This window comes from Burkholderia cepacia GG4 (assembly GCF_000292915.1).
In the GTDB taxonomy this organism is placed as follows: domain Bacteria; phylum Pseudomonadota; class Gammaproteobacteria; order Burkholderiales; family Burkholderiaceae; genus Burkholderia; species Burkholderia cepacia_D.
Genome location: NC_018514.1, coordinates 2,478,085 through 2,500,019 on the forward strand (window position 1 = coordinate 2,478,085; position 21,935 = coordinate 2,500,019).

Consider the following 21,935-nt stretch of genomic DNA (forward strand, 5'->3'; position numbering starts at 1 on the left):
GTCATCCGAATCGTCATCAGCGGGAGCCACAACATGGACAACATCACGCCTACCCTTGCAACGGATCGCGCACCGCGCGTGCCGCGCATCGTGATCGTCGGCGGCGGCGCCGGCGGCCTGCAGCTCGCCACGCGCCTCGGCGACACCGTCGGGCGCCGCGGGCAAGCCGACGTCGTGCTCGTCGACCGCTACCCGACGCACTTCTGGAAGCCGCTGCTGCACGAAGCCGCGTCGGGCCATCGCGATCCGGCATCGCACACGATCGAATACGCGGCGCAAGCGAAGCGCCACGGCTTCCGCTTCGTGCAGGGCGCGCTGCAACGGGTCGACCGCGCGGCACGCACGGCGACGATCGCCGCCGTGCAGGACGCGGACGGCACGGAAATCCTGCCGCAGCGCGCGCTCGACTACGACGATCTCGTGCTGGCCGTGGGCAGCGTGACGAACTTCTTCAACGTGCCGGGCGCCGCGCGCCACGCTTTGCCGCTCGAAAACCTCGACCAGGCGGAGGACTTCCGCCGCAAGTTCCTTGCGGCGTGCACGAAGGCGAACCATCAGGCCGAGCAGCAGCCCGCACGGCGCGCTGCGCCGATCTGCATCAACGTGATCGGCGCAGGCGCGACGGGCGTCGAGCTGGCCGCCGCCCTGCGGCACGCGATCCAGCAGCTGACGACGTATCGCTTCAAGGCGTTGGTGTCGGCGCGCGACGTGCACATCCGGCTGATCGAAGGCGGCCCGCGCATCCTGCCGGCACTCGATGAAAGGCTGTCCACCAAGATGCACGCGCAACTGCGCACGCTGAACGTCGACGTGCTGACGGATACGCGCGTCGCGGAAGTCGGTGCGGACGCGGTCACGACGGCGACCGGCGAGCCGCTCGCGAGCGACATCACGATCTGGGCCGCGGGCGTCGCGGGCCCCGCGATCCTGCGGGAACTCGGCGACATCGCGCTGAACCGGTCGAACCAGGTGATCGTGACCGATACGCTGCAGACGCCCGACGATCCGCACGTGTATGCGTTCGGCGACTGCGCCGCGTGCCCGTCGGCCGATGCGAGCGGCATCCTGCCGCCGCGCGCGCAGGTCGCGCACCAGCAGGCCGTGTACCTGGGCGAGGCGCTCGCGCGGCGCCTCGCCGGCAAGCCGGTGGCGGGCTTCACGTTCCGCGACGCAGGCACCGTCGTGTCGCTTGGTTCGGCCGGCGCCGTGTACCAGGGCGACCTCGGCGTGCGCTCGCGCTCGCTGATCGTCGACGGGCTCGCCGCGATCGGCCTGTACAAGTTCCTGTACCGCAAGCACCTGTTCAGCGTGGTCGGACTGAAGCGCGCGCTGTTCCAGTCGCTGAGCCACTGGCTGCAAGGCCGCAACCAGCCGTCGATCAAGCTGCACTGATCGCCGGCCCGCACGCGGCATCGCAAGACGGCGTATCGGGCGTGCATCGCCCGATACGCCGTTTGCTTGTCTGCACCCATCCGGTGCATTCGCATCGTGTGCACGTTTGGTGCATCACATCGAAGGCCGTCGATGCAATGCAAATCATGCGAAAACGCCGTGCTGCGCGCCTCCCGCGCCAGCTCTGGCTGGCGACCCGATTCATTAGTCTAATCCTATGAGTCGGATATAAATATTAATTGGTCGCATATTCCGGATCGACGCTAAGGTGTGTGGCATTCCCGTCCGCGAACGGATCGTTACGTCACTGGAGAGGAAACACCGTGGTCATCGAAGCCATCGTCACCCGTCTCGACGCAGCATTCGCGCAGATCGAAGCAACGCCGGACTCGCACGAGTCGCGCAACCAGCGCGATGCGATCATCCAGTGGCTCGACAGCGCGTCGGAGCAAGGATATCGACTCGGTCTCGTCACGACGCTGCCGGCCGCCCGGCTCAGCGACATGTTCGAAGGCCAGTTCGGCCGCGCGAACCTCGACCGCTTCTCGGTCGTCGTGACCGACGCCAATCAGCAGGATTCCGTATCAAACCAGCATCCGTTCGACGTCGCGCTGCAGGCACTCGGCGTGCCGCCCGAGCGCGCGGTGGCCGTCGCGAGCAGCGAACCGGAACGCCGCGAAGCCGAGACGTTCGGCCTGTCGCGTTGCGTGCGCATCACCGACACGGTGCGATCGATCGCATCGGCAGGCGTGCACTGAACTGAGCGCCTGCACACGGGCCGGCACTCGCCGGCCGGTCGCGATCCGGCGGCATGCCGACGATTGCCCGACCGAAACCTGACATCTCACGCAAACCGGCATCCGCGAACACCAGCAGCTCGCCACGCGTCTCGCGCAGCGGCTGCCGACGCCGTTCGCGTCGGGTAGCCGGCAGATCGTCGTCGTCAACTCGAGGCAGGACCGCGCGGTCGACAGTTCGACCTGCTTCTCGGCCGCGCTCGTGTCACCGGCGTTCATCGCGAGGCTCGGCACGGACGGCTATACGTTCGCGAACGCGGGAACCTGCGCGTTCACGTCGTCGGACAGCAAGTTCACCAATACGCGGAAGGGCGACGGCAAGACGAAGATCGCGCCGGGGAGTCGCTTCTACGACCACGCGGGGTTGAAGCGCTGTGACGGGTATCCGTGACGCGTACGGCGCGCGTCGTGGATTGCGTGCTTCGTCAATGCAGCGTCGCCGTGCCCGTGTGTGCCGCCCGCGGACCCTTCGGATGCGCCGCGACCTGCAACTTCGAATCCGCGCTACCCACGTGGTGAGATGTGCGGGCCTGCGCGGGAGCCGCATGCGGCTTCGCTGCATGGGTCGCGCCGGGGTGCGCTGCGGCCGGTGCCTTCGATGGCGGACGCGCGGCTTTCGGTGCCTGCTTGACGGCCGTCGGCGTGTTGGCCGCCACCCGCGGATGCTTGGCCTGCTGCGCGTACGCGTTGACGTCGTGATCGCTCATCCACGCCTCCGTGTATGCCGCCGATGCAGGATTCGACAGATTGAAATAGGCGACCGACGCCACGAGAAACGCACGACCATGCGTGCGACGATTGAATGCGGTAATGACGGGTGCTCCTTGCGCTTCGGTGTCGACGCCCGATGCCGGCGTCGTCGTGGCGGCACAATAGATGAGTGCATTCGGCATCGCAATGCGTCCAACCGGTGAGCCGAACGATTCTTGATGATTGGCGCGCCAGTCTGGCGCGGATCGCGACCGCCGCCACCCTCGCGCCACCGAACTCGCGTTCGCGAACGGTGTCGAACGAGCATCGCCGGAGACTCACATGAAACGCGCCGCGCCTGTCGCCATCCTGATCCTGCTTCTCGCTGCCAGCGTGCCGGCCGGTGCCGCCGCACCGATTCCGCAGCAAGCGAAGAATTGCGTGCCGTCCTCCACGTCATCCGGCACCCAGCCAGGTTCCCGCTCGACGACAAAGGCCCCGCCGATCCGCGTATGCGTCGGCGACTCCGACACGCAACTGAACCTGCCCTGGTTTCTGACCGACGTACTCACCGCGGTGGACACGCATCAGTCGCCGCGCGACCTGCTCCACAAGATGCGCGACGATTTCTGAAACGCGGCCGCCCCGCCCAAGGTGACGCGTTACGCAAATATTTCCTTTTAAGCATCAATCGGAAATATTAACCATTTGTTGAATACCGATATTTCTTAATCGTGCGCTGCATCTTATACTTGCGGCGCACCAACCTCGTGCCAAGAGACGGTGTCTTCCATCCCGGCCGCACTCCGATGCGGCCGGGGTTTTTTTCGATGCGCCAAGCCAACATACATTCAAACCCGATGTATGTTATTGGTTACCGAGAAGCGCGCCGACACCGGCGATTCCGCCGCCTTGCCGCTTCAAGCGGTCGCGAGCGTAGAATCGATCAGCGTCCCGATATCGGCACGAGCCGCCGTGCTCCGGTCCAGGCATGGCGAATGCTCTGCGTCTGTCCTTCGACCGGTTCGACCTGCATTCCCATGCGCACAACAACAAACGCGACCCGAGGAACCACCACGCCCATGCCGGGCCCGAAGCCCGTATTCCAGCGCAGCGGGGCGTGGCCGCACATCGTCTTCTCCATTACCGCGATCGTCTGCATGCTCGTGCTCGTCGTGGCGCTCATCGTGGCCGAGCGTCTCGTGCGCGAATCGGTTGCCCGGCACGAGCGTGTCGTCGCGAACGACATCGTGAGTTCGGTCGACCGCATCCTGGACGGCGTTCACTCGCGCCACACGGACGAGCTGCTTGCACTGGTCGGGCGGCCGTGCGCGGCGGTCTTCAGGACGCTGGCCGAAGTGGGCACTCACCTGCGCTACCTGCGCGCGGTCGCGCTGGTCAACGACGGTCGCCTCACCTGCTCGTCGGCGCTGGGCGCGATCGACGTCCCGCTCGACGCGTACGTGCGCACGCCGGAACCGGGCGCCACGGTCACCACCCTGCTGCCGCAGACGCCGTTTCAGCATCGCGTGCCGGTGCTGGCGGTGTTTCGCTCGACCGTGCACGGTTCGGGCATCCTGTACCTGGTCGAGGGTGACTACGTCGCCGACATGCTGGCTCACGGCGCCCGCTACGGCGTGGAAACCGCGATGCTGTCGATCAAGGGCGCGGGCAGCCTCGATCAGCGTGGCATCTTCGTGCCGGAATCCGGCGCGGCGCCGGCGCCCGGCAGCACGATTGCATCGTCCCGCTGGCCGTTCACGGTATCCGTCACCGCGTCCGGCTCCTACGTTTCGCGGGTGCAGCGGCACTATCAACTGATCTCCATCACGATCGCGCTGCTGCTGAACGGGCTCATCGGGGCCGCGTACCTGCTCGCGATGGCGCCGCGGCGGCTGTTGCTGAAGGCGGTTCGCAATGCACTGAAGCGCGACGAGTTCCACGTCGTGTACCAGCCGATCGTCGACATCGAAACGCGCAGGACCGTAGGCGTCGAGGCGCTGCTGCGCTGGCACCATCCGAAATGGGGGGCGATCAGCCCGGCCGTGTTCGTGCCGCAAGTGGAATCGAGCACGCTTCTGCCGAAGGTGACTGAATTCGTGCTTCGAACGGCTGCGTCGGAACTGACCGAACTCGCGCCGTCGATGCCGCTGCACATCGCGATCAACGTCGCACCGAAGGATCTCGAACGCGCGCGTTTCGTGGCCGTCATCGAAGACACGATCCGCCGGCTTCCGCCGGGCTTCACGCTGGTGCTCGAAGTGACCGAGCGGATCCTGCTCGAAAAGAACGCGCGCACCACCGCGATGTTTGCCGCGCTGCGCTCGAAAGGCGCGAAGTTCGCAATCGACGATTTCGGCACGCATCACAGCAATCTCGACCTGCTGTCGCGCTTTCCGTTCGACTATGTGAAGATCGATCGGCAGTTCATCTCGCAGCTGACGACGGGCAACGCGAAACTGATCGAGGGGATCGCGGCCGTCGCGCGCCACTACGACCTGAAGATCATTGCCGAGGGCGTGGAAACCGAAGAACAGCATCGCGCGCTGCACGCGGTCGGGATTCAGTATGCGCAAGGCTACCTGTACCAGCGGCCGCAGCGACCGGAACAGCTGAAGCAGGAATTCGCAGCGATGCCGGCGTAGGCCGCGGCCGGCACCGGACGTTCGACGCCCCCGCAGCGCGATACCGAGCGCGTGCGTGCGCGCGTCGCTCCGCCCCCGTGTCGCATCGATCGACGCGCGGGAACCGCGCGCAGGCGCTAAAATCCGCCGCCTGAGCATCCACGACGAGCAAGCGTTTTGACGGCGTTCGAGCAGGGCTTCATCCTCACCCGCCACTGGCGGGACACCGCGACCGGCATCGAGATCGAGTTCTGGCTGGCAACCGAACACGGTCCGCGCCGCGTGCGGCTGCGTCCGCAGGAAGCCGTCGCGTTCGTGCCGGCCGAGCAGCAGCCGCTCGCCGAACGCGCACTGGCCGGCGAACGCGATACCGAACTGCGCCCGCTTGCGCTGCGCGATTTCCGCCAGCGCACCGTAGCCGGGCTCTACTGCCGGCGCTACCGCCATCTTTCCGCGCTGCAGAAACGCCTTGCCGCGGCCGGCGTCGACGTCTACGAAGCCGACGTGCAGCCGCCCGACCGCTACACGATGGAGCGCTTCATCACCGCGCCCGTGCTGTTTCGCGGCACGGCCGGCCGCGACGGCACGCTGACCGACGGCGAACTGAAACCGGCGACCGGCTACCGACCGGCGCTGCGCTGCGTGTCGCTCGACATCGAGACCAGCGTCCACGGCGAGCTGTATTCGATCGCGCTCGAAGGCTGCGGGCAGCGGCAGGTCTACATGCTCGGCCCGCCGAACGGCGACGCGCCGGCCGTCGACTTCCGCCTCGACTACTGCGACAGCCGGGCCGAGATGCTCGCGCGGCTCAACGACTGGTTCGCCGCGCACGATCCCGATGCGGTGATCGGCTGGAACCTCGTGCAGTTCGACCTGCGCATCCTGCACGCGCACGCGGAACAATACGGCGTGCCGCTGAAGCTCGGCCGCGGCGGCAGCGTGCTCGACTGGCGCGCGCACGGCCAGCAGCCCGACCACTTCTTTGCGGGCGCGGCCGGCCGCCTGATCCTCGACGGCATCGACATGCTGAAATCGGCGACGTGGACGTTCCCGTCGTTCAGCCTCGAATACGTGTCGCAGTCGCTGCTCGGCGAAGGCAAATCGATCGACAATCCGTACCAGCGGATGGACGAGATCCAGCGCCGCTTCGATCACGACAAGCCGGCGCTCGCGCGCTACAACCTGAAGGACTGCGAGCTCGTCACGCGCATCTTCGACAAGGCCGACCTGCTGTCCTTCGCGCTCGAACGCGCGACCGTCACGGGCCTCGCGGCCGATCGCACCGGCGGCTCGGTCGCCGCGTTCACGCACCTGTACCTGCCGCGCATGCACCGGCTCGGCTACGTCGCGCCGAACCTCGGCGACGTGACGGGACAGAACAGCCCCGGCGGCTTCGTGATGGACTCGCGGCCCGGCCTGTACGACTCGGTGCTCGTGTTCGACTACAAGAGCCTCTATCCGTCGATCATCCGCACCTTCCTGATCGACCCGGCCGGGCTGATCGAAGGGCTCGCGCATCCGGGCGACGACACGTCGGTGCCCGGCTTCCTCGGCGCGCGCTTCTCGCGTACCGCGCATTGCCTGCCCGACATCGTGCGGCGCGTGTCGGAAGGTCGCGACGAAGCGAAACGCCAGCGCAACGCGCCGCTGTCGCAGGCGCTGAAGATCATCATGAATTCGTTTTACGGCGTGCTCGGCTCGACCGGCTGCCGGTTCTTCGATCCGCGCCTCGCGTCGTCGATCACGATGCGCGGCCACGAGATCATGCATCGCACGCGCGAGCTGATCGAAGCACAAGGCTACGAAGTCATCTACGGCGATACCGATTCGACGTTCGTCTGGCTCGGGCGCGAGCACGACGACGAGCAAGCCGCCGCCAAGGGCCGCGCGCTCGTCGACCACGTGAACCGCTGGTGGCAGGCGCACCTGCGCGATCGCTTCGGGCTGGAAAGCGCACTCGAACTGCAGTACGAGCGCCATTACCGGCGCTTCCTGATGCCGACCATTCGCGGTGCGGAGGAAGGCAGCAAGAAGCGCTACGCGGGTCTCGCACGGGCGGCGGACGGCGGCGAAGACCTCGTGTTCAAGGGGCTCGAAACGGTGCGCACGGACTGGACGCCGCTCGCGCAGGCGTTCCAGCGCGAACTCTACCGGCGCGTGTTCAAGCGCGAGCCGTACCAGGACTTCATTCGCGATTACGTGCGCCGCACGCTCGCCGGCGAATACGACGCGCAACTGATCTATCGCAAGCGCGTGCGCCGGCCGTTGAGCGAATATCAACGCAACGTGCCGCCGCACGTGCGCGCCGCGCGGATCGCCGACGAATTCAACCACGCGCGCGGCCGGCCGCTGCAGTACCAGCGCGGCGGCTGGATCAGCTACGTGATGACGACGGCCGGCCCGGAGCCGCTCGAGACGATGCGCTCGCCGATCGACTACGCGTTCTACGTGAGCCGCCAGCTGCAGCCGGTCGCCGATGCGATCCTGCCGTTTCTGCGGGACGATTTCGAACGCGTGATTTCGGGGCAGGGGCAATTGTTCGGCGACTGACGGAGCGGCGACACCGCGTTCGCCCATCCGGTCACACGGTTGCACACGCAACCGCTTCGCGCCCCGTTCTCTTCAGACCACCCACCCGCACCGATCGGCATTCAGGCGGGCCTGCACGTCGAGCGATAAGTAAAACCGATCGACCCGGTCGGAAATCCGACTTGGACGCCGCGCGCGCCGCAGCGCACAATTTCGTCCATCGCAATCGAACGAAACCCTGATCCTTCGTCCCCGAGTTTTCGTGGCATCCGCCGTCACCGATGTGTGTCGCCATGCGCTTGAACAACAAGGAAAAGGCGTGCACGCCGTGCTTGAAATGCCTGCAACAAACCTCCTTTCCGTGCGGTCTCCTGGTCCCGCACACCCCGCCTCCCTCCGCCGCGGCGCATGCCGCAAACCGGCGCTGCACGACATGACGTGCGGCACGCCGCCTCCGACGCCGTAGCGCAGCCGCAGCAACACACTCCGCCTGTCTCGCCCAAGGAAACCGACGTGTCGAAAGCCACCGTCGCGCCGCTACGGTTGCGCGATCCATTCTCCATCGATCCGAGAAAGCTCCTTTTCTCGATCAGCACTTTTATCGCCGCCGCGCTCGTGCTGCTGATCTCGTTTGCCGTCAGCTTTCCGCGTCCGTGGTGGGCGCTGCTGACGGTCTACGTGACCGCGCAGCCGATGGCCGGCGCCTTCCGGCCCAAGACGATCTATCGGCTCGCAGGCATCGCCGCGGGCGCGGTCGTCTCGGTGGTGGTCGCTCCCAATCTGCAGAATTCGCCGGTGCTGCTGGTGCTGTGCCTCGCGCTGTGGATCGGCCTCTGCATCTATCTCGCAGTGCTCGACCGCACGCCGCGTGCGTTCCTGTTCCAGATGGCCGCGTTCAGTTCGGCCGTGATCTGCTTCCCGTATCTCGACGATCCGACCAACATCTTCATCACCGCGGTGTCGCGCGTCGAGGAAATGACGGTGGCGATCCTGTGCGTGACGATCACACACATGCTGCTGAAGCCCGCGAACAGCCGGCCCGTGATTCACGAGCGCGCGCTGTCGTTTCTCGGCGATGCGTGCCGCTGGACAGCCGAGGCATTCGGCACGCATCACACGCGGCTCGAACACGAGCATCGCCGCAAGCTCGCGGCCGACGTCACCGAACTCGGGATGATCGCGACGACGCTGCCGTTCGACCAGCGCTTCGCGCTCGCGACGCGCGACACAGTCACCGCGCTGCAGCACCGTCTCGCCGCGCTGCTGTCGATCGCGTCGGCCGCCGCGAACCGGCTCGACCAGTTGCGCTCGCTGAACGCAGTCGATGCGGAAACCACCGCGCTGGTCGACGCAGTCATCGACGACCTGCACGCGTCGCAGGAAGTCGGCGAAGCGCTCGACGTCGGGCTCGCCGCGCGTTGCCGCGCGCTGGCGGCCGAGCGCCTGCTCGATCCGACCTGGACGTCGCTGCTTGCCGCGAACCTGTTCGACCGCACCGCCGATTTCATCGACACGCTGCACGCGGCGCGTGGGCTGGTGCGCACCTTCGCGGAAAGCGACGCCGAGCTCGCGCGCCACCTGCCGCCCGTCGACGGCGCGCGCCGCTTCAAGCTCGCGCGCGATCACGGTCTTGCGCTACTCGCCGGCGCCGCGACGACCACCGCGATCATCATCTACTGCGCGGTGTGGATCCTGCTCGCCTGGCCGAACGGCTCGGCGACCGCCGCATTCGCCGCGCTCGTCACCTGCTCGTTCGCGGCGCAGGACGATCCCGCGCCCGTGATCGGCCGCTACCTCGTAGCGACGCTCGTCACCTTCCCGCTCGCCGCGCTGTACCTATTCGTGATCCTGCCGCGTGTCGACGGCGCCGGGATGCTGATCCTGACGCTCGCACCGGCCTTCATCTGGATGGGCTACATCCAGGCCGATCCCGCGCGCACCGCACGCGCACTCCCGATGTTCTCCTGCTTCATCGTCGCCATGGGCTTTCTCGATCGTTTCCAGGCCGACTTCGCGCTGTTCCTCAACACGGGGCTCGCACAGGTCGGCGGCATCGTCACGACGCTCGTCGTGACCAGACTGTTCCGCTCGGCCAGCACGCGCTGGACGGCCTACCGGATCGTGCGCCAGAACTGGGCCGATCTCGCGCAGATGGCCGATCCGCACCGGCCGCTCGATGCGCCCGCATGGACCGCGCGCGCGGTCGATCGGCTCGGCCAGGTGGCCGCGCGCATGGCATTCGCGAATCCGGACGATGCGCTGCATGCAGTCGACGGCCTGAGCGACCTGCGCATCGGCCGCAACATCATCCAGGTGCGCGAGAGGCTCGACAAGGGCGACGCGCACACGCGCGACGCAATCGAGGCCGCGCTCGAGGAGGTGTCGAACCTGTATCGCGCCCGCGCCGACGCGCACCACCCGATTCCGGCCACGGCGCCGCTGATGCGCGCGCTTACTCGCGCGATCGGCGCGGCCGCGCGCAATTCCACCGGCCGCGACGATGCCACGCTGCTCGCGCTGGTCGGCATGCGCTGCAACCTGTTCCCGCATGTGCAACTCGTCGAAGGAACGACGCGATGATCGAAGAGATCCATATTTTCGGCATCTACATGCCGTCCGCGCTCGCATGGGCCGTCGTGGCGCTGGCCGTCACGTTCCTGTTGCGCGGCGTGCTGCTGCGCCTGCCGCTGCGCGTGCTGCTGTGGCAACCCGCGCTGCTCGAACTGGCGGCCTTCTTCCTGCTGTGGTGGGGCATCGCCCGTCTCGCCGACGCCTATTTCCCGTATCGCCTGCTCTCCTGATCATGAAACGAATCATCCCCTTGTTGCGTACGGTGCTGACGGCCGCCATCATCCTCGGCATCCTCGGCGCGATCTACGGACTGTGGGTCCGCTACCAGATCGAGCCGCTCACGCGCGATGGCAAGGTCCGCGCCGACGTGGTGCCGATCGCACCCGACGTCAGCGGCCTCGTCACCGACGTGCGCGTCCACGACAACCAGAAGGTGACGAAGGGCCAGGTGCTGCTCGTGATCGACCCGTCGCGCTACCGGATCGCGCTCGAGCAGGCCGACGCGAACATCGCGAGCGAGCAGGCCGAACTCGACGAAGCGATTCGCGAGGACCGCCGCAACCGCGCGATGCCGGACGTGGTCGCCGAGGAGTCGACCCAGCAGGGCACGACGCGCGTCGAGAAGCTGCGTGCCGCGCTCGCACAGGCCCGCTCCGCGCGCAACCTCGCCGCGCTGAACCTCGAGCGCACGCTCGTGCGCGCGCCGATCGACGGCACGGTGACCAACGTCGGGCTGCTGCCCGGCGTCTACCTGAACGCCGGCAAGGGCGCGATGGCGCTGGTGAACGACACGTCGCTGCGCGTCGAGGGCTATTTCGAGGAAACCAAGCTGCCGGCGATTCATGTCGGCGATCCGGCCAGCATCTACCTGATGGGCGTCGCGAGCGAGATTCGCGGCCATGTGCAGAGCATCGCCGGCGGCGTCGAGGACCGCGAACGTGCGGGCGGCGACGCGCAGCTCGCGAACGTGAACCCCGCGTTCACGTGGGTGCGGCTCGCGCAGCGCATCCCGGTGCGGGTCGTGATCGATTCGGCGCCGCCCGGCGTGCGGCTCGTACCGGGGCAGACCGCGTCGGTCCAGATCCATGCGCGCGCCGGCGACGTCACGGTGCGCAGGAGCCTGCCATGGTGAGCCTGCGCAGGACCGCCATCGCCGTGCTGTGCATCGCGCTCGCCGCCTGTGCGGAGGTGGGCCCCGACTACCGCGTGCCGTCGAATGCGCTCGTGAACGCACCGGCCGCCAACGGCGCTTTCGTTGCGGGCGCATCGGTCGCGTCGACCGATCCGCTGCCCGATCACTGGTGGCGCCTCTACAACGATCCGGTGCTCGACGGTCTCGTCGCAAAGGCGCTGGCCAGCAACGTCGACCTGCGCGCCGCGCAGGCGAACCTCGAACGCAGTCATGCGCTGCTGGCGGCGACGCGTACGGCGCGCGAGCCGAGCATTGGCGTCGACGCGTCGACCAACTACACGCAGCAGTCCGCGGCCGCGGTGCTGTCGCATGTCGAACCGCCGCGGCACGAGATCTACAACATCGGGCTCACGATGAGCTACGACCTCGACCTGTTCGGCGGGATCCGGCGCGGGATCGAGGCGGCGTCCGCCGACAACGAGGCCGTCACCGCGGCGCGCGACCTCGTGCGCGTGAACGTCGCCGCGGAGGTCACGCGCGCGTATTCGGACCTGTGCAATGCCGGCAACCAGATCGACGTACTGCAGCGCGCGATCACGATTCAGCAGCAGCGGCTCGCGCTCACCCGCCAGCTGATCGCGAACGGCCGCACGCCGACGTTCGAGCAGCAGCGCGACCAGGGCGGCATCGACAGCAGCCGCGCGCAGCTCGCGCCACTGCAAGCGCGCCGGCTCAACTCGGCATTCCGACTCGCGACGCTGACCGGGCAGCCGCCGGAAAACTACGATCGCGCGCTGCTCGCGTGCCGCACGCCGCTCGCGCTGTCGAAGCCGATTCCAAGCGGCGACGGGCGCGCGCTGCTGAAGCGCCGCCCTGACGTGCGCGCGGCCGAGCGCCGGCTCGCCGCGTCGACGGCGCGCATCGGCGTCGAAACCGCCGCGTTGTATCCGGACATCAAGCTCGGCGCGAGCATCGGCTCGACCGGCGGCGCCGCCGCGTTCTTCACGCCGCTGACGAACCGCTTCGCGGTCGGCCCGATGGTGACGTGGGACCTGCATCGCAGCGCAATCCGCGACCGCATCGAAGCCGCCCGGGCCGACAGCCGCGCGAGCCTCGCTCACTTCGACTCGACGGTGCTCACCGCGCTGCGCGAAACCGAGACGTCGCTCGACACCTATGCGGGTGCGCTCGACCGGCTGCAGCACCTCGAGGCGTCGCGCGACGCCGCACGCGACGTGATGGACCGGACCGCGGAACTGCGGCGCGGCGGCCGGGTCGGCGGGCTCGCGGCGCTCGACGCCGAGCGCACGTGGGTCGCCGCGGAAACGGCCGTCGCGGCCGCGCGTCAGGATGTGAACAACGACCAGATCGCGACGTTCCTGGCACTGGGAGGCGGCTGGCAATGAGCACGCCCGACGACATCGCGATCGAACCCGCGGCGCCCACCGATGCGGGCCGGCACGCCGGTGCCGCCGCCAGCCTGCTGCACGACGACGCAGCAGGCGCGCCGATCGCGGCCGGCGCGCCCGGCCCCGGCATCGTGGTGCGCGAGCGCACCACGCCGCGCCATGCACGACCCCGAACCGCCACGACGCAACCGGCGCATAATGGCGCGATGCCCGACCCACGCGACCAGCGACTCATTCCGCGGAAGATGAAGTTCACCCAACGCAGCCCCCTGCTTCGCAACATCAGCTATCTGCTGGCGATCGACGAGCACCGCAATTTCACGCGGGCCGCCGAAGCGCTCAGCGTGTCGCAATCCGCTCTGTCGCAGAAGGTTCGCCAGCTCGAAGACGAGCTCGGCGCGCAACTGTTCGACCGCAGCGGCCGCATGGTCCAGCTCACCGATTTCGGCAGCGTCTACCTCGACTATGCGCGCCGCGCGTACAACGACCTGCTCACCGCGCAACGCGCGTTGCACGACGTGCACGACCTGTCGCGCGGGCAACTGCGGGTCGGCTTCACGCCGACCTTCACCGAATACCTCGTCGCGCCCGTGATCGAGCAGTTTCACGAACGCTATCCGGGCATCGTCGTCGAGATCACCGAGATGTCGCTCGATGCGGTGGAGACCGCGCTCGGCGACGACCAGGTCGACCTCGCGTTCGGCTTCGTCGACGTGCGCTCCGACGAAATCGAGGCCGAGGCGCTGTTTCCCGAGCAACTGATGCTGGTGGTCGGCCGCACGCATCCGCTGACTGCGCAGCATGAGCCCGTCACGCCGACCCAGCTTGCCGAGACGCCGCTCGCGCTGCTGACGACGAGCTTCGTGTCGCGCTTCTATGTCGACAGCTATTTCCAGACGTACGCCATGCAGCCCGACGTCGCGTTGCAAGCGAATTCGATCAGCGCAGTGCTGAAGATCGTGAGCCGCGGCAAGATCGCGACGATCCTGCCCGGCACGATCGAGTTCGAGCATCGCGACCTGCAGTACGTGCCGCTCGATCCGCCGTTTCCCGTGCGCACGGTCGCGCTGCTGCGCCGCAAGGGCGCCTATCGGACCGTCGCGGCGACGGCGTTCGCGGAGATGGTGCGCGAGATGCTCGAACACGGCAGCCTGTCGTCGCTGCGCACGCTCACGGTGCGCGATCAGCCGTGACACCTGCGCCGCCGCCCGACCGGCGGCGCGCGTCGCACAACCCGTCGTGTCGAGCCAATGCCGCATCCGCGCGACGGATGCGGCGCTTGTGCGTTTAGCCGCGCACATGTCGCACATTTCATTTCGGATTCCATAATCAACCGGTTATCGCATGCGCGCTTGATTGACCGGTTAACGATCGATTTGCCTTATCGACCGGATCGGAAATACGCCTTGGACACGATCAGGGTTTTCCTTCATCCTTTCGTCATCGATTCCAGGTGAATCGGTCGCGCCGAATCCCGGCGTCGAGGGCCCCGGTGCCCATGTCGCACGATCCTTCCGCAGCACGCCGACCAGACTCGACAAGAAGAATCCGACACGCCCCCCGGCCATCGACAAGACGACTCGACCACGCCGAGATACCGAATCGAATTGGTAAAAATCCACATTCATCTGATCGGAATCCTAAATGTCAAAGTCGATCCTTGCCCCTGTCGCAGTCGCCCTCATCGCGTTCTCCAGCGTCACCGCAACCGCAAGCGCATACGCACAACAACAGCCGGCAGTGCCCGCCGTCCAGCAGCGATCGCACGCTGCCGATCAGGCCGGCACCACGCAACTCGCCGCACGCTCGAACGACGACAGCGGCGTGCGCGCCGCCGCGCCGAAGCTCGTCGTGCCGCTTCGCCAAACGCCGGCCCTCACCCCGACCGCGCCGGCCACCCCGGACGCCGACTGCGTCGGCCCGGTGAGCTTCTGCAACGTCTACTTCGGCAGCTGATAGCGCCGTCTCCAACACCCCTGCTACAGGAACCGTCGTGAACCATCTGTTCAGTGCGATGCGGGTCTTTCTCAAGGTTGCAGACACGCATCATTTCTCCCATGCCGCCAACCAGCTGAATCTATCGCCGTCGCTGGTCACACGCTACGTCGGCGATCTCGAATCGCACCTGGGCGTGAAGCTGCTGCAACGCTCGACGCGCAAGACGGTGCTGACCGAAGTCGGCGTCCGCTATGCGGACGGGTGCCGCGCGCTGCTGATGGATCTCGCCGAGATCGAATCGCGCGCGACGCAGGAGTCGAGCCGGATCTGCGGCGACCTGAACGTCGTCGTGCTGCACAGCCTGATGTCGACGGAACTGGCCGGGCTGTTCGCCGACTACCAGTCGCGCCATCCGGACGTGTCGCTGCACATCACGCTGAGCGAATCGGAAGTCGACCTGCTCGGCGGCGGGTTCGATGCCGGCATCGTCGCCGACACGATGATCACGTCGGTGTCCGTCGTCTCGCGCACGCTGGTGCATGCGCCGCTCGTCGCGGTCGCATCGCCCGGCTACCTGCTCGAAGCGGCGCCGCCGCGGCGGCCGGCCGACCTCGACGGCCACCGGATCGTCGGCTTGGCGGCAGGGGCGAAAACCTACCGGTGGGCCGGCCCGAGCGGCACGCTCGACGCGATCCCGCTCGATGCGCCGGTCACGGTGAACAGCGCACTGATGCAGCGTCAGCTCGCGCTGGCCGGCAGCGGCATCGCGCTGCTGCCCGAATACGCGGTCGCGAACGACCTGCGCATCGGCACGCTGACGCGCGTGCTCGGCGACTACCGGATCGTGAACGACGGCGTGGCCGTGTCGCTCGTGTACCCGGGCCGCGAATTCCTGCCCGGCAAGGTGCGCGCGTTCGTCGATCTCGCCGCCGACCGGTTCAGGCTGCCGTCGATCACCCAACCGCGCGCGGTCAGCGCGATCAACCCGCGGGTCGCCGTCGCGGCGGCTGCCGATGCGTGAAGCGCGTCGTCGTGCACCGCCACTCTCACTGATTCTGGAACACAGCTCGCCAGGATTCGCCGTATATCCGCTCGATCCGGGTTCCTAAACTTGTCGCATCGGTTCAGCGCATCGCATTCGCGCCCAACCCCAACGAAACCGTCTGAGGAAATTGTGAAATCCATCATCGTTACCATCGCCACCGTCGCCGCTACCGCCACCGTTCTCCTCGCCGCACCGACCGTGTCTTACGCGCAGTCGTCGCACTCGACGCTCACGCGTGCGCAGGTTCGCCAGGAACTGCTCGACCTCGAATCGGTCGGCTACAACCCGTCGACCGGCGACGGCGACAACTATCCGGACGATATCGTCGCCGCGCAGGAGCGCCTGGCCGCGAAGCGGCTCGCCGAACACAAGAGCAGCGAAGCCGCATACGGCTCGACCGGCGCGCCGGGCACGTTCTCGGGCGCGCCCGTGGCTGCGGCAGTGAAGCAGTAACACGCCGCCGCTCGGCGCGGCGAGGACGGCTTCCCGAGCCGGACTCTCGCCGCCCGACACTGCGATGCCGTCGGTGGCCGGCCCGAGGACGGCGCTGAAACGCCAGTGCCGCTCGCGGACGAACGCCTCGGCACGGTCGTCCGGAAGGAGCCGATCGGTGTGGCCGGCGCGATCGTCCGGTGGAATTTTCCGCTGCTGATGGGCGCGTGGAAGGTCGCGCCCACGCTCGCGGCCGGCTGCACGATGGTGCTCAAGCCGTCCGAACTCACGCCGCTCACCGCGCTGGCGCCGGCAGGCATCGCCGCCGCTGCCGGGCTGCCGGCCGGCGTACTGAACGTCGTGACGGGCCGCGGCGCGGACGTCGGCGCGCCGGTCAGCCGCGGGCAGTACGACAAGGGTCTGACCACGGTCGCGTGCGGCTCGTGACGGGCGGCGGCCGGCCCGCGCAGTTCGGGCTGTCGCGCTCGCCGGTGCGCGACGCCATTGCCCGGCTGAGCAGCGAGGGGCTCGTCACGATCCTGCCGAACCGCACGACGCTCGTCACGCCGTTCGAGATCGAGGAATTCCCGAAATACATCTCGGCGCTCGACCTGATCCAGCGCGCGGTCACGCGGCTCGCGGCCACGCAGCGCTCCGAAGCCGACCTCGCGAAAATCCGCAAGGCCGACGACGTCTACATGGCGGCCGTCGCGAGCGGCGACTTCCAGGCGATGTCGGAGACCAACAAGGCGCTCCACATGGCGATCGCGCACGCCGCGAACAACCCGTACTTCGTCGGCTACTACGAGCGGCTGCTCGGCGAAGGGCAGCGCCTGCTCCATCTGCATTTCGACTTCACCGTGAGTTCGCCGACGGCGGCCAAGCTCGGCCGCGACCACGACGAACTGATCGACGCGATCGTGCGGCGCGATGCCGATGCGGCCGAGCGTGCCGCGCACGAGCATACGATGCTGTTCCAGAAGCGCTTCCTCGACTACATGAAGCAGAACATGACGGAATCGATGGCCGTGCTGTAACGCACGGGCTTCGCCGTCGGCACGCCGCAGGCCGGCACGCGCACGCGCCGGTCCGGCTAAAATACCGCCCTGCCGCGCCTCCTGCCGCGGCCGGAGGACATTCATCATGACCGCACGACGCGGTGCCGCGGTCGCCATCGCGCCCGGCCACGAGACAGCCAGCCTGTCGAAAGCCCAGAAAACCTTCAATACGCTCGTCAAGCACATCGAAAAGCGGCGCGAACGTCTCGGTGCGTGGGAAGCCGTCATGCCGGTCTTCCACAAGAAATTCGTCGACGGGCTGTTGCCGCTCGAACAGGAATCGACGGCGCTGCGGATCAGGTTGATCCATCTGCTCGACGACGCGTTCCTGCAGAAGGGCCTGAGCAAGGCCGAACAACGCACGCTTTCCGACCTGATCGCCGGTATGGCGCGCGACCTGCTGAACGTCAGCGACGACGCAGCGCTGAAGGTCATCTACAGCCGGCATCACGCAGCCAGCGATGTCGGCAACGCCGCTGCCGCTCCCGCACCGATGAAGCGGGAACCGGAGCCGGCGCCCGACACGGGGCCGGCAGACGATCTCGACTCGCTGTCGCCCGACGAACTCGCCGAGCGGATGCAGGCCGAACTGGACGCACAGTTCGAGCGCGACATGGCCGCTCACGCGGCCCGCGAGGCCCAGCGCGCGAAGCGCAAGAAAGCACCGAAGCAATCGGCCGAGCAGGCCAGGCGCGAAGCCGAACAGGCCGAATCGAGCAAGTCGATTCGCGAGATCTATCGCAAGCTCGCCAGCGCGCTGCATCCCGATCGCGAAACCGATCCCGGCGAACAGGAACGCAAGACCGTGCTGATGCAGCGGGTCAACCATGCCTATGCGAAGGGTAATCTCCTGCAGTTGCTGGAACTGCAACTGGAGATCGAACAGATCGACCGGCGTGCGATCGACGGGCTGAGCGAAGCGCGGCTGACGCGCTACAACGGCATCCTGGAGGAGCAGATCCGCGAGCTGGATCAGGAGATCGTGCACGTCGAGGGCGATTTCCGGCGGACTTACGGCATCGCGTCGTCCACCAAGCTTGCGCCCGATACCGTCGTCCGCATGCTCACGCGCGACATTGCCGGCATGCAGCGCAGCAACCAGGACCTGACGGTCGCGCTGCGCGAGTTCGACGATCCGGCAAAGGTCAGGGACTGGCTGAAGGATATGAAGCGCCGGCCGGCATCTTCCCGCTTCGACGACGATTCGTTCTGAGCGCGCGCGGGCGCTCCCCGCCCGACCGGCGTTTCAGGCCACGACGACACTGGCCGCGAACGCGTAATGGGCACGGCCTGCGCGCGTCACTGCGGCTCGCCCATCCCGCCCATCATCATCATCAACTGCTCCCGCAGCCACCGACTCCCCTGATCCTGATCGGCGCTGCGATGCCAGTAGCAGAAGTATTCGAGGCCCGGCATCTCGAACGGCAGTTCGAGAATCCGCGCCGGATAGCGTTGCAGCAGCCGGAGCGGCGCCGTCAGCGCGAGATCGCCGCGCATCGCGATCAGCGGCGCGACCATGTAGTGCTGCACGCGCATCTGGATGTTGCGGCGCAGCCCGAGCCGCGTCAGTTCCGCATCGACGTGCCCGCTGCCCTTGCGGCGGCTCGACACGTGGATGTGCCCCATCGACAGGTAGTCGTCCATGGTCAGCGTATCGCCCTTGAACGGGTGATCGTCGCGGATCATGCATGCGTAGCGGTCGCGAACGAGCAGCGTCTGGTGCAGGTGCGGATCGCCGATCAGCGGCGCATCGATCGCGATGTCGACGGAGCCGTTCGCGAGCGCGGTCGCCACTTCGCGGCGGTCCATCGTATAGCTGCGCACGTGCATACCGGGCGCATGCGTCTGCAGCAATTCGCCGAGCGCGGGCAGCAGCAGCGCCTCGGTCAGGTCGCTCATGCTGAGCCGGAACACGCGCTCGGACGAAGCCGGATCGAACACGTCGCCTTCATGTGCGCTCGAATCGAGCAGTTGCAGCGCCTCGCGCACGCGGCCGACGATGTTCTCGGCCATCGGGGTCGGCATCATCCCGGCCGGCGTACTGACGAACAGCGGGTCGTTCAGCGTCTTGCGCAGCCGCGCCAGCGCGTTGCTGACGGCCGGCTGGGTGAGGTTCAGCACCTCGGCCGCGCGCGTCAGGTTGCGCTTGTTGTAGATCGCCTCGAATACGACGAACAGGTTCAGATCAATCTTCGAAAGGCGCATCGCCGGATCTCCTTGCCGGCATCTTACGGCGCGCGCCTCCCGTTCGTCCATGACGCTCCCTCGCGCGGCGCGCGGCTCAACCGCGCGGCGGCCGCGTCAGGTACGGTTCGGTCGAACCGCGCACGGCGTCCTTGATCTCCATCCGCGCGATCGCCTGCAGGTGCACCTCGTCCGGACCGTCGGCGAAGCGCAGCGCACGGCCCCAGGTCCACAGGTCGGCGAGCGGCGTGTCGGGGCTCAGGCCCGCCGCGCCGAACACCTGCATCGCGCGGTCGCACACGTTCGTGTACACGGTCGGCACGAGCGCCTTGATCATCGAGATTTCCTTGCGGGCGGCCTTCGCGCCGACCTTGTCGATCATCCACGCGGCCTTCAGCACCAGCAGGCGCGCCTGGTCGATCTCGATGCGCGAGCGCGCGATCCATTCGCCGATCGTGCCGTGCCGGTTCAGCGGCTTGCCGAACGCTTCGCGCGACTGCGCGCGGTCGATCATCAGTTCCAGCGCGAGCTCGGCCGCGCCGATCGAACGCATGCAGTGATGGATGCGGCCCGGCCCGAGGCGGGCCTGCGCGAGCGCGAAGCCGCTGCCTTCCTCGCCGAGCAGGTTGCGCGCCGGCACGCGCACGTTGTCGAACGTGATCTCGCAGTGCCCTTCCGGCGCGTAGTGATTGACCACCGTGATGTTGCGCAGGATCGTCAGGCCCGGCGTGTCGCGCGGCACGAGGATCATGCTCTGCTGCTGGTGCGATTCCGCATCGGGATCGGTCTTGCCCATCACGATGAAGATCTTGCAGTTCGGGTGCGCGGCGTTCGTGATGAACCACTTGCGGCCGTTGATCACGTACTCGTCGCCCACGCGCTCGATGCGCGTCGTGATGTTGGTCGCGTCCGACGACGCGACGTCGGGCTCCGTCATCGCGAACGCCGAGCGGATCTCGCCGCGCAGCAGCGGCAGCAGCCACTGTTCGCGCTGCTCGGGCGTCGCGAACAGGTGCAGCAGCTCCATGTTGCCGGTGTCCGGCGCGTTGCAGTTGAACACTTCCGACGCCCAGCTCACGCGCCCCATGATCTCCGCGAGCGGCGCGTATTCGAGGTTCGTCAGGCCCATGCCGGGCTCGTCGTCCTTCAGGTGCGGCAGGAACAGGTTCCACAGGCCCTCGTCCTTCGCGCGCGCCTTCAGTTCCTCCATGAACGACACGGGATACTGCCCCGCATGCACTTCCTCGTTCCACTGACGAATGCGCGGCACGATGTGCGCGTCCATGAACGCGCGCACGCGTTCGCACAGTTCTTCCACTTTCGGGGTGTAGCCAAAATCCATGATCGACTCCTCGAGATTCCGTTTTCCGTTCGTTCAGAAGGCCGAGATACCGCCGTCGACGGCGACGGCCTGCCCGGTCAGATAGGTGTTTTCCTTCGCGCACAGCGTGAGCATCGTCGCAACGATCTCGTCGGGGCGGCCGAGCCGCTTCATCGGCGAGCCCTGGGCGAGAAAGTCCTGGCGCTCGCCGATGTCGCTGTCGGTGACCATCGGCGTCATGCTGTAGAACGGGCACACCGCGTTCACGCGGATGCCGTGGCGCGCATATTCGAGCGCGGCCGTCTTGGTGAGCCCGACCACCGCGTGCTTCGACGCCGCATAGGCGGCCAGCTTCGGCGCGCCGCCGAGCCCGGCCATCGACGCGACGTTCAGGATCACGCCTTCGCGCTGCGCGAGCATCTGGCGGATCTGGTGCTTCATCCCGAAGAACACGCCCTTCGTGTTCACCGCGAAGCTCAGGTCGAGATCGGCTTCGTCGGTATCGACCAGCGCCTTCAGCGGCGGCGCGATGCCCGCGTTGTTGATGCCGAGGTCGAGCCGTCCGAAGCGCGCGACCGCCGCATGGACCAGCGCCGCGACGTCCGCTTCGATGCGCACGTCGCAGCGCTGCACGATCACGTCGGCGCCGGCTGCACGCAGCGGCGCGGCCACGCGTTCGAGCGCCGCGTCGTTCAGGTCGCCGAGCGCGAGCCGCGCGCCCATCGCGGCCAGCTCGCTCGCCAGCAGCGCACCGAAGCCGCTCGCGGCGCCGGTGATCATCACGGCCTGCCCGGCGTAGCTGTCGATTTTCAT

Annotated in this window: 20 protein-coding genes and 2 pseudogenes; 17 read left to right on the forward strand and 5 right to left on the reverse strand. The window is 67.5% G+C overall.

Going from position 1 to position 21,935, the window contains the following annotated elements; translation table 11 throughout:
• Nucleotides 1-33 precede the first annotated feature (33 nt).
• From GEM_RS26800 to GEM_RS30630, 3 genes and pseudogenes are all read left to right on the forward strand, one after another.
• A complete protein-coding gene (locus tag GEM_RS26800) occupies nt 34-1,392 on the forward strand; it encodes an NAD(P)/FAD-dependent oxidoreductase (RefSeq protein ID WP_014900563.1) in 1,359 nt (452 codons plus the stop codon).
• Between the two features lie 323 nt (nt 1,393-1,715).
• Nucleotides 1,716-2,150, forward strand: coding sequence for a hypothetical protein (locus GEM_RS26805; RefSeq protein ID WP_014900564.1), 435 nt, complete (start codon nt 1,716-1,718; stop codon nt 2,148-2,150).
• 82 nt (nt 2,151-2,232) lie between these two features.
• Nucleotides 2,233-2,523 (forward strand): annotated as a pseudogene (locus GEM_RS30630) (histidine-type phosphatase); the annotation flags it as partial.
• A 91-nt stretch (nt 2,524-2,614) separates the two neighbouring features.
• On the opposite strand, the gene GEM_RS32390 reads toward GEM_RS30630, so the two are convergent.
• Nucleotides 2,615-3,082: a hypothetical protein gene (locus tag GEM_RS32390; RefSeq protein WP_014900566.1), complete on the reverse strand. Its 468-nt coding sequence runs from the start codon at nt 3,080-3,082 to the stop codon at nt 2,615-2,617.
• Between the two features lie 139 nt (nt 3,083-3,221).
• On the opposite strand from GEM_RS32390, the gene GEM_RS26820 reads away from it, so the two are divergent.
• Nucleotides 3,222-3,512, forward strand: coding sequence for a hypothetical protein (locus tag GEM_RS26820; protein ID WP_014900567.1), 291 nt, complete (start codon nt 3,222-3,224; stop codon nt 3,510-3,512).
• 313 nt (nt 3,513-3,825) lie between these two features.
• On the opposite strand, the gene GEM_RS32395 is transcribed toward GEM_RS26820, so the two are convergent.
• On the reverse strand, nt 3,826-4,041 hold the full coding sequence (locus GEM_RS32395; protein ID WP_272148415.1) for a hypothetical protein: 216 nt from the start codon (nt 4,039-4,041) through the stop codon (nt 3,826-3,828).
• Here GEM_RS32395 and GEM_RS26825 point away from each other — a divergent pair.
• The 13 genes and pseudogenes from GEM_RS26825 (at nt 3,962) to GEM_RS26885 (ending at nt 18,830) form a co-directional block, all read left to right on the forward strand.
• A complete protein-coding gene (locus GEM_RS26825) occupies nt 3,962-5,524 on the forward strand; it encodes an EAL domain-containing protein (RefSeq protein ID WP_014900568.1) in 1,563 nt (520 codons plus the stop codon). The two genes, GEM_RS32395 and GEM_RS26825, sit on opposite strands and share 80 nt — an antisense overlap.
• A 156-nt stretch (nt 5,525-5,680) precedes the next feature.
• Nucleotides 5,681-8,053, forward strand: a complete 2,373-nt coding sequence (locus GEM_RS26830; RefSeq protein WP_014900569.1) for a DNA polymerase II — start codon at nt 5,681-5,683, stop codon at nt 8,051-8,053.
• A 492-nt stretch (nt 8,054-8,545) separates the two neighbouring features.
• Entirely contained in the window at nt 8,546-10,612 is a 2,067-nt protein-coding gene (locus tag GEM_RS26835) for an FUSC family protein (protein ID WP_014900570.1), read from the forward strand.
• The gene (locus tag GEM_RS26840) at nt 10,609-10,833 is read left to right on the forward strand and encodes a DUF1656 domain-containing protein (protein ID WP_014900571.1); all 225 of its coding nucleotides are present in this window, start codon (nt 10,609-10,611) and stop codon (nt 10,831-10,833) included. The genes GEM_RS26835 and GEM_RS26840 overlap by 4 nt, the downstream gene beginning before the upstream one ends.
• A gap of 2 nt (nt 10,834-10,835) precedes the next feature.
• Nucleotides 10,836-11,735: an efflux RND transporter periplasmic adaptor subunit gene (locus tag GEM_RS26845; RefSeq protein WP_014900572.1), complete on the forward strand. Its 900-nt coding sequence runs from the start codon at nt 10,836-10,838 to the stop codon at nt 11,733-11,735.
• The gene (locus GEM_RS26850) at nt 11,729-13,141 is read left to right on the forward strand and encodes an efflux transporter outer membrane subunit (protein WP_014900573.1); all 1,413 of its coding nucleotides are present in this window, start codon (nt 11,729-11,731) and stop codon (nt 13,139-13,141) included. The genes GEM_RS26845 and GEM_RS26850 overlap by 7 nt, the downstream gene beginning before the upstream one ends.
• Before the next feature lie 248 nt (nt 13,142-13,389).
• Nucleotides 13,390-14,337: a transcriptional regulator CynR gene (cynR, locus tag GEM_RS26855; RefSeq protein WP_039323046.1), complete on the forward strand. Its 948-nt coding sequence runs from the start codon at nt 13,390-13,392 to the stop codon at nt 14,335-14,337.
• 451 nt (nt 14,338-14,788) lie between these two features.
• Complete coding sequence (locus GEM_RS26860) at nt 14,789-15,100, forward strand: hypothetical protein (RefSeq protein ID WP_014900575.1); 312 nt, start codon at nt 14,789-14,791, stop codon at nt 15,098-15,100.
• 37 nt (nt 15,101-15,137) lie between these two features.
• Nucleotides 15,138-16,103: a LysR family transcriptional regulator gene (locus tag GEM_RS26865; RefSeq protein ID WP_014900576.1), complete on the forward strand. Its 966-nt coding sequence runs from the start codon at nt 15,138-15,140 to the stop codon at nt 16,101-16,103.
• 153 nt (nt 16,104-16,256) lie between these two features.
• Nucleotides 16,257-16,580: a DUF4148 domain-containing protein gene (locus tag GEM_RS26870; RefSeq protein ID WP_014900577.1), complete on the forward strand. Its 324-nt coding sequence runs from the start codon at nt 16,257-16,259 to the stop codon at nt 16,578-16,580.
• Between the two features lie 66 nt (nt 16,581-16,646).
• Nucleotides 16,647-16,958: pseudogene (locus GEM_RS26875) on the forward strand (aldehyde dehydrogenase family protein); the annotation flags it as partial.
• Nucleotides 16,959-16,993: 35 nt separating this feature from the next.
• Nucleotides 16,994-17,596 carry a GntR family transcriptional regulator gene (locus tag GEM_RS26880; RefSeq protein ID WP_272148417.1) on the forward strand — a complete coding sequence of 201 codons (603 nt, stop codon included), beginning with the start codon at nt 16,994-16,996 and terminating at the stop codon, nt 17,594-17,596.
• A 106-nt stretch (nt 17,597-17,702) separates the two neighbouring features.
• Nucleotides 17,703-18,830: a J domain-containing protein gene (locus GEM_RS26885; RefSeq protein WP_014900580.1), complete on the forward strand. Its 1,128-nt coding sequence runs from the start codon at nt 17,703-17,705 to the stop codon at nt 18,828-18,830.
• 86 nt (nt 18,831-18,916) lie between these two features.
• On the opposite strand, the gene GEM_RS26890 is transcribed toward GEM_RS26885, so the two are convergent.
• The 3 genes from GEM_RS26890 to GEM_RS26900 form a co-directional block, all read right to left on the reverse strand.
• Nucleotides 18,917-19,822, reverse strand: coding sequence for a LysR family transcriptional regulator (locus GEM_RS26890; protein ID WP_014900581.1), 906 nt, complete (start codon nt 19,820-19,822; stop codon nt 18,917-18,919).
• Nucleotides 19,823-19,898: 76 nt separating this feature from the next.
• Nucleotides 19,899-21,143, reverse strand: coding sequence for an acyl-CoA dehydrogenase family protein (locus GEM_RS26895; protein WP_014900582.1), 1,245 nt, complete (start codon nt 21,141-21,143; stop codon nt 19,899-19,901).
• A 33-nt stretch (nt 21,144-21,176) separates the two neighbouring features.
• Nucleotides 21,177-21,935 carry an SDR family NAD(P)-dependent oxidoreductase gene (locus GEM_RS26900; protein ID WP_014900583.1) on the reverse strand — a complete coding sequence of 253 codons (759 nt, stop codon included), beginning with the start codon at nt 21,933-21,935 and terminating at the stop codon, nt 21,177-21,179.